This window comes from Rhodococcus sp. BP-241 (assembly GCF_019836145.1).
GTDB lineage: Bacteria > Actinomycetota > Actinomycetes > Mycobacteriales > Mycobacteriaceae > Rhodococcoides.
Genome location: NZ_JABUEI010000003.1, coordinates 412,947 through 428,635, shown reverse-complemented (window position 1 = coordinate 428,635; position 15,689 = coordinate 412,947). Strand labels below are relative to the sequence as shown.

The 15,689-nt window shown below is 68.8% G+C and carries 16 protein-coding genes; 10 read left to right on the top strand and 6 right to left on the bottom strand.

The annotated features are described in order from the left end of the window. Nucleotides 1-8: 8 nt before the first annotated feature. Nucleotides 9-665 carry a TetR/AcrR family transcriptional regulator gene (locus tag HQ308_RS08425; RefSeq protein ID WP_235578814.1) on the top strand — a complete coding sequence of 219 codons (657 nt, stop codon included), beginning with the start codon at nucleotides 9-11 and terminating at the stop codon, nucleotides 663-665. Here the strand turns inward: HQ308_RS08425 and HQ308_RS08420 are convergent. Next, nucleotides 655-1,632: a LacI family DNA-binding transcriptional regulator gene (locus tag HQ308_RS08420; protein ID WP_222646222.1), complete on the bottom strand. Its 978-nt coding sequence runs from the start codon at nucleotides 1,630-1,632 to the stop codon at nucleotides 655-657. The two genes, HQ308_RS08425 and HQ308_RS08420, sit on opposite strands and share 11 nt — an antisense overlap. A gap of 126 nt (nucleotides 1,633-1,758) precedes the next feature. Here HQ308_RS08420 and HQ308_RS08415 point away from each other — a divergent pair, with 126 nt between their 5' ends. Both HQ308_RS08415 and HQ308_RS08410 read left to right on the top strand, forming a co-directional pair. Then, nucleotides 1,759-2,805 (top strand): Gfo/Idh/MocA family oxidoreductase, encoded by a 1,047-nt coding sequence (locus HQ308_RS08415; RefSeq protein WP_222646133.1) that lies wholly within the window; start codon nucleotides 1,759-1,761, stop codon nucleotides 2,803-2,805. Further along, entirely contained in the window at nucleotides 2,802-3,581 is a 780-nt protein-coding gene (locus HQ308_RS08410; protein ID WP_222646132.1) for a TIM barrel protein, read from the top strand. The genes HQ308_RS08415 and HQ308_RS08410 overlap by 4 nt, the downstream gene beginning before the upstream one ends. Nucleotides 3,582-3,588: 7 nt before the next feature. Here the strand turns inward: HQ308_RS08410 and HQ308_RS08405 are convergent, their stop codons facing one another. Together HQ308_RS08405 and HQ308_RS22915 are read right to left on the bottom strand one after the other, a co-directional pair. Beyond that, on the bottom strand, nucleotides 3,589-4,356 hold the full coding sequence (locus tag HQ308_RS08405) for an ANTAR domain-containing protein (RefSeq protein WP_027504035.1): 768 nt from the start codon (nucleotides 4,354-4,356) through the stop codon (nucleotides 3,589-3,591). Between the two features lie 59 nt (nucleotides 4,357-4,415). Then, nucleotides 4,416-5,879 (bottom strand): helix-turn-helix domain-containing protein, encoded by a 1,464-nt coding sequence (locus HQ308_RS22915; RefSeq protein ID WP_308115721.1) that lies wholly within the window; start codon nucleotides 5,877-5,879, stop codon nucleotides 4,416-4,418. Between the two features lie 168 nt (nucleotides 5,880-6,047). On the opposite strand from HQ308_RS22915, the gene HQ308_RS08395 reads away from it, so the two are divergent. Genes HQ308_RS08395 through HQ308_RS08385 form a run of 3 tightly spaced genes read left to right on the top strand, consistent with a single transcriptional unit; the run spans nucleotide 6,048 to nucleotide 8,869 of the window. Then, nucleotides 6,048-7,100 carry an amidohydrolase family protein gene (locus HQ308_RS08395; protein ID WP_056447174.1) on the top strand — a complete coding sequence of 351 codons (1,053 nt, stop codon included), beginning with the start codon at nucleotides 6,048-6,050 and terminating at the stop codon, nucleotides 7,098-7,100. Between the two features lies 1 nt (nucleotide 7,101). Then, nucleotides 7,102-7,806, top strand: a complete 705-nt coding sequence (locus HQ308_RS08390; RefSeq protein WP_222646131.1) for an iron-sulfur cluster assembly protein — start codon at nucleotides 7,102-7,104, stop codon at nucleotides 7,804-7,806. 37 nt (nucleotides 7,807-7,843) lie between these two features. Continuing rightward, complete coding sequence (locus tag HQ308_RS08385) at nucleotides 7,844-8,869, top strand: NAD(P)-dependent alcohol dehydrogenase (RefSeq protein WP_204870263.1); 1,026 nt, start codon at nucleotides 7,844-7,846, stop codon at nucleotides 8,867-8,869. Nucleotides 8,870-8,886: 17 nt separating this feature from the next. On the opposite strand, the gene HQ308_RS08380 is transcribed toward HQ308_RS08385, so the two are convergent. Further along, entirely contained in the window at nucleotides 8,887-9,552 is a 666-nt protein-coding gene (locus HQ308_RS08380) for a 3-oxoacid CoA-transferase subunit B (protein ID WP_222646130.1), read from the bottom strand. Beyond that, on the bottom strand, nucleotides 9,549-10,313 hold the full coding sequence (locus HQ308_RS08375) for a CoA transferase subunit A (protein ID WP_056447180.1): 765 nt from the start codon (nucleotides 10,311-10,313) through the stop codon (nucleotides 9,549-9,551). The genes HQ308_RS08380 and HQ308_RS08375 overlap by 4 nt, the downstream gene beginning before the upstream one ends. 193 nt (nucleotides 10,314-10,506) lie before the next feature. Between HQ308_RS08375 and HQ308_RS08370 the strand changes: the two genes are divergently transcribed. The 3 genes from HQ308_RS08370 (at nucleotide 10,507) to HQ308_RS08360 (ending at nucleotide 13,610) form a co-directional block, all read left to right on the top strand. Next, nucleotides 10,507-11,259 carry an IclR family transcriptional regulator gene (locus HQ308_RS08370; protein WP_056447183.1) on the top strand — a complete coding sequence of 251 codons (753 nt, stop codon included), beginning with the start codon at nucleotides 10,507-10,509 and terminating at the stop codon, nucleotides 11,257-11,259. Between the two features lie 445 nt (nucleotides 11,260-11,704). After that, complete coding sequence (locus HQ308_RS08365) at nucleotides 11,705-12,979, top strand: ice-binding family protein (protein ID WP_261775856.1); 1,275 nt, start codon at nucleotides 11,705-11,707, stop codon at nucleotides 12,977-12,979. Nucleotide 12,980: 1 nt separating this feature from the next. Beyond that, complete coding sequence (locus HQ308_RS08360; RefSeq protein ID WP_222646129.1) at nucleotides 12,981-13,610, top strand: class F sortase; 630 nt, start codon at nucleotides 12,981-12,983, stop codon at nucleotides 13,608-13,610. Here HQ308_RS08360 and HQ308_RS08355 read toward each other — a convergent pair. Continuing rightward, nucleotides 13,603-14,613: a Gfo/Idh/MocA family protein gene (locus HQ308_RS08355; RefSeq protein ID WP_027504026.1), complete on the bottom strand. Its 1,011-nt coding sequence runs from the start codon at nucleotides 14,611-14,613 to the stop codon at nucleotides 13,603-13,605. The two genes, HQ308_RS08360 and HQ308_RS08355, sit on opposite strands and share 8 nt — an antisense overlap. 62 nt (nucleotides 14,614-14,675) lie before the next feature. On the opposite strand from HQ308_RS08355, the gene HQ308_RS08350 reads away from it, so the two are divergent. Continuing rightward, the gene (locus HQ308_RS08350) at nucleotides 14,676-15,653 is read left to right on the top strand and encodes a Gfo/Idh/MocA family oxidoreductase (RefSeq protein WP_056447194.1); all 978 of its coding nucleotides are present in this window, start codon (nucleotides 14,676-14,678) and stop codon (nucleotides 15,651-15,653) included. Nucleotides 15,654-15,689 lie beyond the last annotated feature (36 nt).

Here is a 15,689-nt window from a genome sequence, read left to right as displayed (position 1 = left end):
GTGATGTCGTGAGTGGAGACGGCTCGACCGAGGTGGCGGCGACACCGGTGCCCGATCTGCGGGAACGTCGGCGTCGCGACATGTGTTCCGAGATCTCACTGGCGGCGCTGGAACTCTTCGAGCGTCAGGGATTCGCGTCCACCACCGTCGGCGACATCGCTCGCGACGCGGGCATCTCGCAGAGCACGTACTTCCGTCACTTCCCCACGAAGGAGCAGTCCGTCGTCGGCTTCGACGCCGGGCTCGAGCGCGAGATCCTGGCGTGGGTGACCGAGGCCGACCTCGCGGGTGTCGGTCTGGCCGGCATCGAGGACATCGTGGAGCGGTTCCTCCGGCGCATGAGTGCGGCGAACACGGCGTCGTCCGACCGCGTGATGCGCATCCGTCGGCTGATCGTGTCGGATGCGCACCTACGGTCCGCGGCGATCGCCCTCGACGAAGTGGTCATCGCTCGCCTGGCCGACGCGCTGGCGGCGCGAGTTCCGCGATCGCCCTCCCGCCTGACCGCCGAGACGGCGATCATGACCGTCCGGGTCGCGTTCGACTCGTGGGCGGCGCGCGTGGACGACGGGGATCAGGACGCCGACCTGGCGGAGATCTATCGCGTCGCGTGCCGTGATCTGCGGACCGTCGTGACCGGTGCCGCCCCGGACGTCACGACGTAGCCCTCGGTGCGCCGGTGGTCGACCGTGACACCAGGCTGGGCGTCAGCACGATGCTCGGCGCACTGTCGTCGACGGTGAGGGTGAGTGCGGCGTCCACCGCCGCGTCGGCCAGGCTCTCGGCGTCCTGGGACACCGTGGTGAGTGCGACGTGGTCCAGTCCGGCGACGCGCGAGTCGTCGTACCCGATCACCGACATGTCCCGCGGCACGGCGAGTCCGCGAGCGACCAGTGCAGCGAGAACGCCTGTGGCGCACCGGTCGTTGAAGGCGATCACGGCGGTGGGAGGGTGCTCGGTGTCGAGGAGTCCCTCGACTGCTCGCGCTCCGTCGTCCTCCGTGAGGCCGCCCCGCACCACCTCGGCTCGGGCGTCGTCGATGTGGGACAGGGCGTCCAGGAAACCGGCGGATCGGTCCTCGCTGCCCGGTGCGCCGTCGCCGTCGACGAAGGCGATGCGACGATGGCCGAGCTCCTCGAGATGCCGTACCGCCAGCGTGATGCCGGCGACGTCGTCGCTGCGCACCGTCACCGTGTCCGGGGTGTCGACACGGCGAGCGACGACGACGGTGGGAACGGAGCGGGCGAGCGCGGCCAGCTCGTCCTCCGGCAGTCGGCTGCCGAGGAGGATCGTTGCCTCGCAGCGATCGTGACGGAGGGAGTCGATGGCCGCTGTCTCACCTCTGCTGGGTGCGACGGCGCTGAGAGCCACCTCGTAGCCCCGTCGAGCCGCGGCGGAATAGACGTGTTCGACCAGATCCCCGTGGAACGGTTGTTGCAGCTCGAAGACGACCCCGAGAAGCCGGGAGTGCGACTGCCGCAGACTGCTCGCCCGTCTGTCGCGGACGTATCCCAGTTCGTCGGCGATCTCGCGTACCCGTGCGCGGGTCGCGTCGCTGGCACCGGGGGAGTCGCGGAAGACGATAGACACCAGGGCGGTGGAGACTCCCGCCGCCCGTGCCACGTCGGTCATCGTGACGGGACGCTCGGTTCGTCTCCTGGTGGTCACGCACCGATCGTACGGGGGTGTTGACGCCGGCGTCTAGTACGTTCTAGCCTCTGCGAACAGGCAAACTAGAACGTACTAGTAGGAGGCGTCATGGCAGTCGATCGTTCGGAGGCGGTGGGCATCGCGGTGCTCGGTGCGGGCAGGATCGGCGCCAACCACGCCGAGATCGTCGCGCGCCGGGTACCGGGTGCCGCACTGCGGGCAGTGGCGGATCCGGTGCCCGGCGCCGCCGACAGGCTCGCCGGGGAACTCGGTGCACCGACGGCGTCCACCGACATCCACGAGACCCTGCGGCGTGACGACGTCGACGCGGTCGTGATCTCCGCCCCCGCGCGGAGTCACACCGAACTCGTCGTCGCGGCCGCGGAGGCCGGGAAGCACGTGTTCGTCGAGAAGCCGATGGCCGTGACCCTCGAGGACGCGGACCGTGCCATCGCCGCCGCACGGGCCGCGGGAGTGACACTCCAGGTGGGGTTCAACCGACGCTTCGCGCCGGGATTCGCGGCGGCACGTCGGGCCGTCGACGAGGGCAGGATCGGTACGCCCCAGCTGCTGCGGTCGCTCACCCGTGATCCCGGCCCGTGGGGTGGAGATCCGAGCCGCGTTCCAGCGTGGACCATCTTCCTGGAGACGCTGATCCACGACTTCGACACGCTGTGCTTCCTCAACCCGGGAGCCGCTCCGGTGCGCGTGCACGCCATGGCCGACGCGTTGATCCGGCCCGAGGCCATGGACGACGGCTTCCTCGACACCGCCGTCGTCACCATCGCGTTCGACAACGGCGCCCTCGCGACGGCCGAGGCCAACTTCTCCGCGCTGTACGGCTACGACGTCCGCGGAGAGGTGTTCGGATCCGGCGGCATGATCACTGCCGGCACCGCGGCGTCGAGCGACATGACCCTGTACGACGCTCGCGGGATCACCGTGGACACCGCCCGTCGCGACACCGATCTGCTGCGCGAGGCCTACATCGGCGAGTTCACCGCGTTCGTGTCCTCGGTCCGCGACTCGACGCCCGCGGTCGTCGGTGGAGCCGACGCACGGGTCGCCCTGTCGATCGCGCTCGCCGCGATCGAGAGCGTGCGGTCCGGCGCCGCGGTCGCCGTCGCGGATCTCGACTCGGACGGTGTCCGATGACGTACACGCTGGCGGCCAGCGCCGAGATGCTCCACCTCGATCTGCCGTTCGTCGATCGGGTCCGACGGATCGCGGACCGCGGCCTGCAGGTCGAGATCTGGAACTGGTCGACGAAGAACATCGACGATCTGCAGGCCACGGGTGCCCGGTTCTCCTCGATGACCGGGTACCTGAGCGGAAGCCTCACCGACCCGGACGGCATCGACGAGTTGCTCCGCACGGCCGCGGAGTCGCTGCGCGTGGCCGATCGGCTCGACTGCCCGCGCCTGAATCTGCACGGCACAGGTCTCGATTCCGAGGGGTTGCCGGTCCACCCCGAGCACACGGTGACCCCCGACATGTGGCTCCGGGCGGCCGACACACTGCGCCGGGTCGCGGAGCTGGGCGAGCGTGCCGGTCGCGTGTTCACCCTCGAGAACCTCAACACCGCGGTCGATCACCCCGGTACACCGTTCGCCACCGCGGCGGACACGCTCGCACTCGTGTCCGCGGTGGACAGTGCGGCGCTGCGCCTGAATCTGGACCTGTACCACGCTCAGATCGGCGAGGGGAACCTCATCGAGACGGTGCGGCGCTCGCTTCCCTGGATCGGCGAGATCCAGGTGGCCGACGTTCCGGGGCGCTGCGAACCGGGCACCGGGGAGATCGCCTACCCGGTCGTCGCCGCCGCACTGCGCGAGATGGGGTACGACGGTGTCGTCGGTCTCGAGGGGTGGGCACGCGCCGATCCCGACGAGGCACTCGACGCCTTCGAGGCGGCGTTCATGGCGGCGTGATCGTCGGTCAGCTGTCCTCGGTGATCCGGCGGGCCACGTCGACGAGTGGCAGTTCCGCTGCGGCAGCGGCTTTCTCGAGTAGTGCTCGGGCCTCGCCCATGTCGAGATCGTCCCGCACCATGAGGATGCCGACCGCGATGCCGACGACCCGGCGGTCCGCCATGGCCGCACCGATCCGTCGGACTCCGGCGACGAGGTCGCGCCCGCGGCCGTAGGACCACAGGGCGGTGTCGAGGTGGTCCACGAGGACGCACACCAGATCGTCCTCGGCCTCGACCTGCGCGGAGGACAGGGGAGGCCCCGCGGCGTACAGGTTGACCGATCCGGCGGCCGCCCCGTCGACGGTCAGCGCGCACGCGTGCACCCGGTCCACGCCGGCCCTCGCCGCGAGGGCGGCCAGGGGCGGCCAGAGTCGGGCCACCTCGTCGTGGGAGAAGTGCAGCGACGAGTGTGTCCGCAGCGCGCGCAGGCAGGGTCCGTCGTCGAGGTCGTACTGCTGGGCGTCGAGCGCGAACACGACGGCGTCGGTGGGGGACACGGTGAAGGGGTGGCCGTCCACGGTGGCGGTGATGCCGGCGTGCGCCACGCCGTCGAGTGATCGGACCGCCGCCGCCGCGCCCTGCTCGAGCACGACGAGCAGAGCGGCATCGTCGTCCACCGAGCCGGTCAGAAAATCGGAGACCGTGGTCGTCGCCGTCGAGTCCCGTTCGCGGGCCCGACGGAAGTGGGGGAGGTCGCGCAGTGCGAACAGACGTCGCGTGAGTTCGTCGTCCATGTCCGCGCCCCTCCCGTGAGATCGAGTCGTCCGGGACGAGACTACGCGGCCGACGCGCGTCAGCCGGGGTTCCGCGGATCGATCTTGTAGTAGGCCGTCTTGCGGTAGAGCGTGGCGCGGCTCATCCCCAGCTGACGGGCCGCCTGGCTCATCGTGACCTTGCCCGACGCGAGGACCCGCACTATCTCCCCGTGCTCGAACGCCTCGATGCTCGACAACCGGCGCGTCCGGCCCGCCAGCAGTTCGGCGGGGAGCATCGCGACGTCGACGACGTCCGCACGCGACGCGACTCGCGTGACGAGTTCGCGGAGCTCCGCCGCGCCCTGCGGCCAGTCGTGGTGCTGCAGAGCGCGTTCCGCCGCGGGGGAAATGTGCACGTCGCGTCCGCGCACCGCGCGCGCGAACTCGTGAGCCAACGGCACGACGTCGTCCGGTCGGTCCGACAGTGGGGGCAGCGACACGACCGATGCGACCGCGGAGGCGAGTGCGGCCGGGATGTCGTGCAGTCGTTCGGCGGTGACCGCGAAGGGCATCCGGGTCTCGGCGGACCGCAGCAGGTCGACGAGTGACTGCGCGGCGAAGTCGGGGAGCGTGTCGACGTCGCGCAGGACGACGACCGTGTCGGTGCGATCCGCCTCGTACGTCCACAGGTCGAGCCACGTGTCGACGTCGTCGGGTGCGGGGGCCGCTGCCGAGAGAATGCGGTGGCGCGGGAAGGCGCGCCGCGCAGCGTGCGTCACCAGCGACGAGCGGCCGGAGCCGGGGCGGCCGATCACCGCGACGGTCGATCCCGCGGCCATCGCGGAGTGGGCGTCCGCCTCCAGTCGTGACCACTCCGCGCCGAGTCGAACGCCTGTGCCGGTGGACCCGTGCTCGATACGGAAGAGGCTGCGACGCACCGTCGGTCGCTCTCGTCGACCGGTCGATCGGGACGACATCGACAGCGAGATGGTGCTCGCGGCCGACCGTGCGAGTGTGAGTAGGAGGTCGCTCGACGTCCGGGACCAGGTGGTGAGATTGACGGCACCCTGCAGACGACCCGTCGCGGGATCCAGCACCGGGGCGGCTGCGCAGGTGAAGCCGGTGAGGCTGTGGGAGTAGTGCTGTTCCGCTCGGACCAGGGTGGGTGCCAGGTCTGCCAGCGCGAGACCCAGACCGTTGGTCCCCACCTCCCGTTCCGAGTAGCCGAAACCGGGCGCGAGGTGGACGTCGTCGAGCGCGCGGAGCAACGTGTGGTCCCCGCTCAGGCGGGACAGAACGAGGCCGTCGGCGTCGGTGAGCATGAGGCCCACCGGCTCGGCGGTGAGCGTCCGCTGCAGGTCGGCGAGCACTTCGTCACCGCACTGCCGAAAGAGCGACTCCTGCCGTTCCGTCCCGGCGAAGACCGGCTCGACATGATCGACCGGGATGCCGTAGCGCCGACTCCGAAGCCAGGAGGCGCGGAGCCGAGGGGGTACCGCACCGGCGACCGCGTCCACCTCGCGGCCGGAGCCGGTCCGGTGTTCGGGGAGCTGTGCTGGCACGCGGGCGTCCTGGTGGGTCGAAGCGGGTCGGGTTGTGATCCAGGTTACAGCGCCCGAGGGGTGGTCGACCGTCTCAGATTGAGACGCCGGGGACGCCCGCTTTCCGTCCGTCGCGCCCTAGCGTCGAGCCAGTGAAGGTGACGCCAGTCACACGACGAAGGGACCTCGATGTACACCAAGGGCGACAACAGCTTCTTCATCGTCGACGCGCACGTCGCGCTGTGGGACGCGCGGCCCGAGAACCAGCGCAACATCCACGGCAAGCAGTTCATCGACTGCTTCTACGACTACCACCGCAACCTGTCGCCCGAGAGCGAGCTGTGGCCGTACGACGAGTACCTCTACCAGGGCGGCGACCGCCTGATGAAGGACCTCTTCGAGGACGGTTACGTCGATCATGCGATCTTTCAGCCGGCCCACCTCGGGGAGTTCTACGTGAACGGGTTCGGGCAGACGGAGGAGGCATGGGCCCTCACGGCGCAGAATCCCGACAAGCTCACCTACAACCACCACTTCGATCCGCGCAACGGCGAGCGTGGGCTCGATCAGCTCCGCGCCGATGCCGAACGGTTCGGACTGAAGGGCGTCAAGCTCTACACGGCGGAGTGGCACGGAGACTCTCGCGGCTACAAGCTCGACGACGACTGGACCCGGCGTTACCTCGAGGTCTGCCGCGAGCTCGGGATCACCAACATCCACGTCCACAAGGGACCGACCATCAGGCCGCTCGATCGCGATGCCTTCGACGTGGCGGACGTCGATCATGTCGCCACCGACTTCACCGATCTGAACTTCGTCGTCGAGCACTGCGGTCTCCCGCGGCTCGAGGACTTCTGCTGGATCGCCACCCAGGAGCCGAACGTGCATGCCGGGCTCGCCGTCGCGATGCCGTTCATCCACTCCCGGCCGAAGTACTTCGGCCAGATCATGGGCGAGTTGCTCTACTGGCTCGGTGAGGACCGGATCCAGTTCTCGTCCGACTACGCCCTCTGGACACCGCGCTGGCTGATCGAGTCGTTCGTCGACTTCCAGATCCCGGCGGAGCTGAGCGAGTACCCGGAGATCACGATGGACCAGAAGCGCAAGGTGCTGGGCCTGAACGCCGCGAAGATGTACGACATCCCGGTTCCGGCGGAGCTGCAGATCGCCGATGCCGACGAGACGGCCACCGGCCCGCGCGGCGCCGACCGTGCGGCCGACGACGTTCTCGTGGGAGCGTGAGATGACCACCCGTGCCGACTCGGCGATGCGGGCTCTGGACGTGGTGATCGATCCCGAGCTCGACGAGCCGATCACCGACCTCGACTTCGTGCAGTCGCTCACCGTCTCCGAGGACCGTGACGTCGTGGTGCACCTGCGCTTGCCGACGTCCTTCTGCGCGCCGAACTTCGCCTACCTCATGGCCTCCGACGCGAAGGACGTGCTCACCGGCCTGCCCTGGACGCGGAACGTGACGGTGGAACTCGACGACCACCACGATTCACCGATCATCAACGCGGGACTCGCCGCGGACGTGGGGTACCGGGGCACCTTCGCGCACGAGGCGGAGAACGATCTGGAGGAGCTCCGGACGACGTTCCGGCGCAAGGCTCACGTCGCGGCGATGGAGCGGTGCCTGACCGCGCTGCTGAAGCGGGATCCGTCCCGGCGCATGGAGGACATGGGAACCGTTGTGCTGGGCGATCTCCCGGACGACGACACCACCAGGGCACTGCGGTCGCGGCGACGGTCCCTCGGTCTGGACGACGTGCCCGACAGCATCGTCATGGTCGATCACACCGGAGCCGGCTATGCGCAGCTCGACGTGCCGCTCGCACTGCGTCGGGCTCGATCGACCCGCATCTCGATCGACGGCAATGCCCACTTCTGCCGGGGACTGCTCCGTACCCGCTACGACGACCCGGACCGCACGACGGTCGACGCCTGACCTTCCCGAGAAGCCGAGGAGACACATCATGAGCACCATGCGCGCAGTCCAGGTCGTGGGGTACCACGAGAAACTCCGAATGACCGAGGTGCCCGTTCCCACTCCCACGGGGCCGTTCGACGTGGTCGTCCGGATCGGTGGAGCGGGGGTGTGCCGTACCGATCTGCACATCCTCGAGGGGCAGTGGGCCGAGAAGTCGAACGTGACCCTGCCGTACACGATCGGTCACGAGAACGCCGGCTGGGTCCACGCCGTCGGTTCCGCCGTGACGAACGTGCAGGAGGGTGACAAGGTCATCGTCCACCCGCTCATCACGTGCGGGCTCTGCCGCGCCTGCCGATCCGGCGACGACGTGCACTGCGAGATCAACCAGTTCCCCGGCATCGACACGAACGGTGGCTACGCGGAGTACCTGAAGACGTCGGCACGCAGTGTGGTGAAGCTGGACGACTCGCTGGAGCCGGCGGACGTGGCTGCCCTCGCCGATGCCGGGCTGACGGCCTATCATGCCGCGGCGAAGGCTTCCCGGCATCTGACTCCCCGCGACCGCGTCGTGGTGATCGGCGCAGGTGGGCTGGGGCACATCGGGATTCAGGTGCTGAAGGCGCTGACCGCGGCCGAGATCGTGGTCGTCGACCGTAACGCCGACGCGGTGAAGCTGGCCCTGTCCATCGGGGCGGATCATGGCGTCGTCGCCGACGGCACCCACATCGAGCAGGTGCTCGAGCTCACCGGTGGGCAGGGCGGCGAAGCGGTCATCGATTTCGTCGGTGAAGGCGGCGCGACGGCGGAGGGCATCGCGATGTTGCGGCAGGCGGGCAATTACCACGTCGTCGGATACGGCGAGAACATCGACGTGCCGACAATCGACATCGTGTCGTCGGAGATCAACGTCATCGGCAACCTGGTCGGGTCCTACAACGACCTGTGCGACCTCATGGCTCTCGCGGCACGCGGGTCCGTCGTTCTGCACACCGCGAAGTACGCACTCGACGACTTCCAGAGCGCCATCGACGATCTGGACGCGGGCACGGTGCGAGGGCGGGCCATCCTCACGCCGTGAGAACGGCCCGCCGCCGGTCAGTGCGTGACGAGGTCGTCGGCGTCGGTGAGGGTGGCGCCGGTGGCGTCGTGTACCTGCGCCGCCGTGACACCGGGCGCGGTCTCCCGCAGGACCAGGGTGCCGTCGCCGACGACGTCGATGACGGCGTAGTCGGTGATGACACGGTCGACGACGGCCTGACCGGTGAGGGGGAGCGTGCACGCGTCGACGATCTTGGGGTTGCCGTCCCGATCGGTGTGCTCCATGACGACGATGACGCGCGCGGCGCCGTGGACGAGGTCCATGGCGCCGCCCATGCCCTTGACCATCTTTCCCGGGACCATCCAGTTGGCGAGGTCGCCGGTCGCCGAGACCTGCATGCCGCCGAGGACGGCGGTGTCGATGTGGCTGCCGCGGATCATGCCGAAGGACAGCGCGGAGTCGAAGAACGCCGCGCCGGGCAGGGTGGTGACGGTTTCCTTGCCGGCGTTGATGAGATTCGCGTCGACCTCGTCCTCGGTGGGGTAGGGGCCGGTACCGAGGATGCCGTTCTCGGAGTGCAGCGTGACGCGGATCGCGGGATCGAGGAAGCCGGGAATCAGTGTGGGCAGCCCGATGCCGAGGTTCACGTAATCACCGTCGCGCAGTTCGGCCGCCGCGCGCCGAGCCATGTTCTCGCGGGTCCATCCGGTGTCGGTGCTCATCGTGCGTCTCCTGCGGGTCGGGTGGTGCGCTTCTCGATGCGGGGTGTCTGTGGGCCGGTCTCCACGATGCGCTGGACGAACACGCCGGGCAGGTGCACGTGCGCCGGGTCGATCTCGCCCGGCTGCACGAGATGCTCGACCTGAGCGACGGTGATGCGGCCGGCCATGGCGGCGAGCGGGTTGAAGTTCATGGCTGCCTTGTCGAAGACGAGGTTTCCGTCGGTGTCACCCAGGTGCGCGTGCACGAGCGCGAAGTCGGCGCGGATGCCCTCCTCGAGGACGTACCGCTTGTCGCCGAAGACGCGGGTCTCCTTCGGGGGGGACGCGAGTGCGACGGATCCGTCGGCGGCGTAGCGCCACGGGAGCCCGCCGTCGGCGATGGGGCTGCCGACACCGGCCGGGGTGAAGAACGCCGGGATGCCCGCGCCCCCGGCGCGTAGTCGTTCGGCGAGAGTGCCCTGGGGAGTGAGCTCGACCTCGAGCTCGCCGGACAGGTACTGCCGGGCGAATTCCTTGTTCTCGCCGACGTAGGACGCGGTGACGCGACGGATTCGGTGCGCTGCGAGCAGGATGCCGAGGCCATGGTCGTCCACTCCGCAGTTGTTGGAGAAGACCTCCAGATCGGTGACGTCGGTGGCGGCGAGGGCGTCGATCAGTGCGTCCGGGATGCCGCAGAGCCCGAAGCCGCCGACGGCCAGGGTGGCGCCGTCCGTGACGCCGCGTATCGCGTCGGCGGGGGTGGACAGGACTTCGGTGGCCACGAGTTCCTCCTGAGATCGAGTACTGATCAGATGTACGGTCCGGTGAGTGGACGTGCGCACTCTCTGCATTCGATCAGGACCACGGCGTCTTCGCAGGCGATACGGGGTCCGGACGGCGAACTGCTCGACTCGTGGAACGATCGGCGGCACGGTGTTCACTGAGTGGACACCCCGCGAGCCCTAGACTGTGGTGATGGCGGAGGCAGCGAGGTCGGTCATCGCGCGAGTCGCGGCCGTGATGCGTGCCGTCGGTGATCACGAGCCGGACGGCGCGTCGACCACCGACATCGCCAGGACCGCCGGGTTGGCGCGGCCCACCGTGCACCGGATGGTCACCGCGTTGGCGGCGGAGGGCTTCGTCGATCGGCACGAGTCGGGCCGGTGGGCGCTGGGGCCCGAGACCTTCCTTCTCGGATCGATGGCAGCGGAGCGGTACGACATCACGTCGAGCGCGGGAGACATCCTGCGCGATCTGGCCCGAACGACGGGGGAGAGCGCCTTCCTGTCGGCACGTCGGGGCGACGAGACGGTCTGCATCGCGAGCGAGGAGGGCAGTTTCCCGCTGCGCTCGCACGTCCTGCACGTCGGCCTGCGCATGCCCCTCGGAGTCGCGTCCGCCGGGTTGGTGATCCTCGCGCACCTGCCCGAACGCGAGCGGAGGGAGTACCTCGACCGTGCAGAGCTCGGCGGCTGGGGAGAACGTCACGCGCCGCGCGAGATCGCCGAACGGGTGGAACAAGTTCTGGTGCAGGGATACTCGGTGAATCCCGGGTTGTTGGTGGAAGGTAGCTGGGGTCTCGGGGCCGCGGTGTTCGATCGCCGCGACGCCCCGGCGTGGGCGCTGAGTCTGACGGGCGTCGCCGGCCGTTTCGACGATGTCCGGCGCCCTGTTCTCGGCGAACAGCTGCTGCGGGCCGCACACGCGTTGACCTCGCGTCTGCGGTGATCGGAGGTCGATGCGGCCGGTCGGACAGAACTGAGGCGGTACATCCAAGTTATTCACCCGTTATATCGTGAATGCATGCCCGATATCGTATCGATGTCGACATCAGAGTCCGAGAATCGTTGTCGCACAGAGATGTCAGTCGTCCATCACGTGATTGTCCGGACTCGACAGAATGTCGCAATTCCGGCATGCATTGACATTACCGTTATCGTCCTGTTCACTCTCATTTATGCCGTAAATCTACGTCGCATTCGACGGAGTCGGCTCGATCTCACACCTGCCCCCGCCACATCTCGGCACCGCGGTCGTCTTCTCGGACGGTCATCGACGCGCCGACGTCGCGGGGGCGTCATCGCACCGCTCTGCGTCGTCGGGGACAGAGTCTGCGCACCACATGTGCTGCATCTCGGATGCGGCACATTCACCACATCGCGCAAGGAACCGCATGATCAGGACACACCTCGACCGCTCTCCCTTCGACGCCGCGAAGCGAGGCCGCCTCCCCGCACTGGGTACCGTCGCCGTCGCCACGGCGGCTCTGATGATCGTCGGCGCGAGCACCGCCGACGCCGCCACTCCGGTGGGACTCGGCACCGCTGCCAGTTACGCGGTCCTGGCCGGTGCGGGCGTGACCAACACCGGCCCGTCGGTCATCTCGGGTGACCTCGGAACCAGTCCGACCGCGGCCGTCACGGGGTTCCCTCCCGGTCTCGTGAACAACGGCACGATCCATGCCGCCAATGCGGTTGCGCTGCAGGCGCAGTCGGACCTCACCACGGCATACGACCAGGCGAGTGCGGAGCCGATCTCGGCGAACGTCGCTGCCGACATCACCGGCAGCACCCTCGCCCCGGGGGTCTACAAGGCTTCCAGCGCACTGGCCCTGAACGGCACCGTCACGTTGGACGGTGGATCGGATCCCGACGCCGTCTTCGTCTTTCAGGCACCGTCCACATTGATCACGGGGTCCGGCAGCAGAGTGGCACTGATCAACGTGAATCCCTGCAACGTCTTCTGGCAGGTGGGCAGCTCGGCGACCATCGGTACCTCCACGACGTTCGTCGGAACGGTACTGGCGCTCACCTCGATCAGCGTCCAGAACGGTGCGACCGTCTCCGGACGTGTGTTGGCGCGCAACGGCGCGGTCACCCTGGACGACAACGTGATCACGGCGAACGACTGCTCCCCGCGGACGACCACCACCCCGGTCGGCGACGGGGGAGTCGTGGTGCCTCCCATCGTGATTCCGATCCCGTCGATCCCGGGACTGCCGTCGATCCCCGGTGTCCCGCCCGTGATCACCATCCCGGGTCTTCCGGGGTTGCCGGGTACACCGCCCACCTCGTCGGTGCCCACCGCACCGGCGGTCCCGCCCACCTCGGACACTCCCGGTACGCCGGGAACCCCGAACACTCCCGGTACGCCGGGAACCCCGAACACGCCGGGAAATCCGAACACTCCCGGAACCCCGAACACGCCCGGAACCCCGAACACGCCCGGAACCCCGAACACGCCGGGAACCCCCGGTGTCCCCACGGGTCCGGACGCGCCGGGCCGGTACTCGCCGGGCAGCCAGATCACTCAGGTCCCGGGTGGTGGCGTCGACACGGGTGACGGCAGCACCGTCCGGTCGGCCGACCACTGGCGGCCCGCGTCGATCGGCCTCGCGGCCGCGGCGATCATCGGGTCGGCCCTGGTGCTGCGTCGTCGAAAGAGCTGACATGGCATCACGTTCCGTCACCACCGCGGCGCGCTCACTGTGCGCTGCGGTGCTGCTCGCGCTGGCGCTGATCTCCGGATGCTCCACTGCTGCCGGCACCGCCCCGCCGGCGCCGGCCGCGACCGAGTCGGCGGACGTCGGCGTGGTCGACGAGGGCACCACCGGTGTCCCTGATGCCGTGGCCCTCTCGTCGCCGCCGGTCCGCATCGACGTTCCCGCGATCTCCGTGAGTTCCGACCTCATGGGCCTGGGTCTGCAGCAGGACGGGACGATGGAGGTACCACCCGGCGCGTTTCCGGCCGGGTGGTACACGGGTTCACCGATTCCCGGCGCGATGGGGCCGTCCGTGATCGCCGGTCACGTGGACTGGGACGGTGCGCCGGGCGTGTTCTCCCGGCTCGGTGACCTCAACCCGGACGACGACGTGATCGTCACTCTGCAGGACGGCACCACGTCGCGCTTCCGGGTCGTGGAGGTCGATCAGTACCCGAAGGCCGAGTTCCCGACGACCACGGTGTACGGCGACATCGACCACCCGGGACTCCGGCTGATCACGTGTGGCGGTCGATTCGACAGCGACGCAGCCAGTTACGACGACAATATCGTGGTCTACGCTGATCTGATCAGCTGATCCGTTCGCGGATCCGGTCGATGATCTCCAGGGTCGCGACCGCGTCGGCGAGGGGATGGACGGCGGACTCGACCTCGCCGACGGAAATCCTTCTCGCAGCCTCCACCGCGGCGAGATGCAGTCCGTCGACCTGGAGGCCGGGGGTCTCGTCGTAGGCAAGGGTGATGCCGTCGCGGAGTGCGACGGTGAACGGCCCCGGCATGAAGAAGGGCCCGGCGATGGTGAGCGTGCCGTCCCGGCCGCACACGACCGCCGTCGTCGGCGTGTTCGTCAGGATCGTGGTGTTGAGCACCGCATGTCCGGACTCGCCGGTGAGAAGGGCCGAGATCTGACCGTCGATCTGGTCATTGGCAGGTCGACTCCGAGCATCCACCGTCTCCGGTGCACCGAGAACCGAGTAGGCGAAGGACGCGACGTACGTTCCCAGATCCAGGAGCGGGCCACCGGCCAGCGCCGGATCGTAGATGCGGTGATCGGTGGTGAAGAACTCGCCGTGATCCGCGAGCACCGTGTGGATCGGTCCGAGGACGCCGCTGCGGAGCACCTGCTCTATCACGTCGAACTTCGGCAGGAATCTCGTCCACATCGCTTCTCCCGCGAACACTCCTGCCGACCGTGCGGCCTCCGCGATACGGGCCGCGCCGACCGCGTCGACGGCGAGCGGCTTCTCGACGAGCACGTGCTTGCCCGCGGCGATGGCGTCGAGGGCGTTCGCGAGGTGCTCGGTGTGCGGCGTGGCGATGTACACGATGTCGACGTCGTCGTCGGCGAAGACGGCCTCGTAGGTGCCGTGCGCGCGGTCGACGCCGTGCTCGTCGGCGAAGGCGCGTGCGCGCTCCGGTGAGCGCGATCCCACCGCGACGACGGTCTGGGTCGTGTGCCGGTGCAGTGACTCGACGAACCGGTGCGCGATCCAGCCCGGCCCGAGGACTGCCCATCGGAGCACGGGCGCGTCACGGGGATCGGGAACTCGTGACAGGGGGAGGGAGGCGCTCTGCGTCATGCGGCAGAGCCAATCAGACGAAAGCATATTTGTCAGGACATTAAGATGTAATACTTTCGATCATGACTGTGCGGGTTGGAATCATCGGTGTCGGCGTCATGGGAGCGGACCATGCCCTGTCCCTCGATCGGCGGGTGTCGGGCGCGGCGGTGACCGCTGTCGCCGACTTCGACGCAGCACGGGCGAGTGCAGTCGCCTCCACCCTGCGCGGCGCCACCGTCGCGGCGGACGGCCCGGCGCTGATCGAGCGCGACGACGTCGACGCCGTCGTCATCGCCTCGCACGATTCGACCCACGCCGAACTGGTGCACCTGGCGCTGGCCGCGGGCAAGCCGGTGCTGTGCGAGAAGCCGCTCGCGCCCACGGCGGCGGAGTGCCGCGAGATCATCGCCGCGCAGGGCGAACGCACCTTGATCACGGTCGGCTTCATGCGTCGGTTCGATCCGGCCTACGTGGAACTGAAGCGCGTGGTGTCCTCCGGTGAACTGGGTGAACCCCTCGTCGCCCACTGCGTGAGTCGCACCGTCGAGGCCTACCCCGGCGGCACGTCCGCGTCGACCATCACCAACTCCGCGATTCACGAACTCGACATCGTGCCGTGGTTGCTGTCGTCGCCGATCACGGAGGTGAGTTGGCACGCGGGTCGTACGTCCGCGCACTCCGGAACGCGCCAGGATCCGCAGATCATGCTGTTGCGGACCGAGTCCGACGTTCTGGTGACGGTCGAGATCTTCCTCAACGCCCGCTACGGATACGACACGAGGTGCGAGGTGGTGGGCGATATCGGAGCGTCTGCGCTCGTGCTGCCCACTCACGTGGTCACCGACCGCGACCGCCGGCGGTCCGTGGCCTACCCGGCCGACTGGGTTCCCCGCTATGCGGACGCGTATCGCCTGCAACTCCAGGAGTGGGTCGATTCCCTCGAGGCCGGCCGGGTCTCGGAGCTCGCCGACGCGGACGCGGGGCTGCGTGCAGGTCTCGTCGCCGACGCCCTCGTCGCTTCGATGAACGAGGGCGGCCGAACTGTCGTCGTGGAGTGATCTCGGCGGTACGTTTATCCATGTCCGACTCGGGCA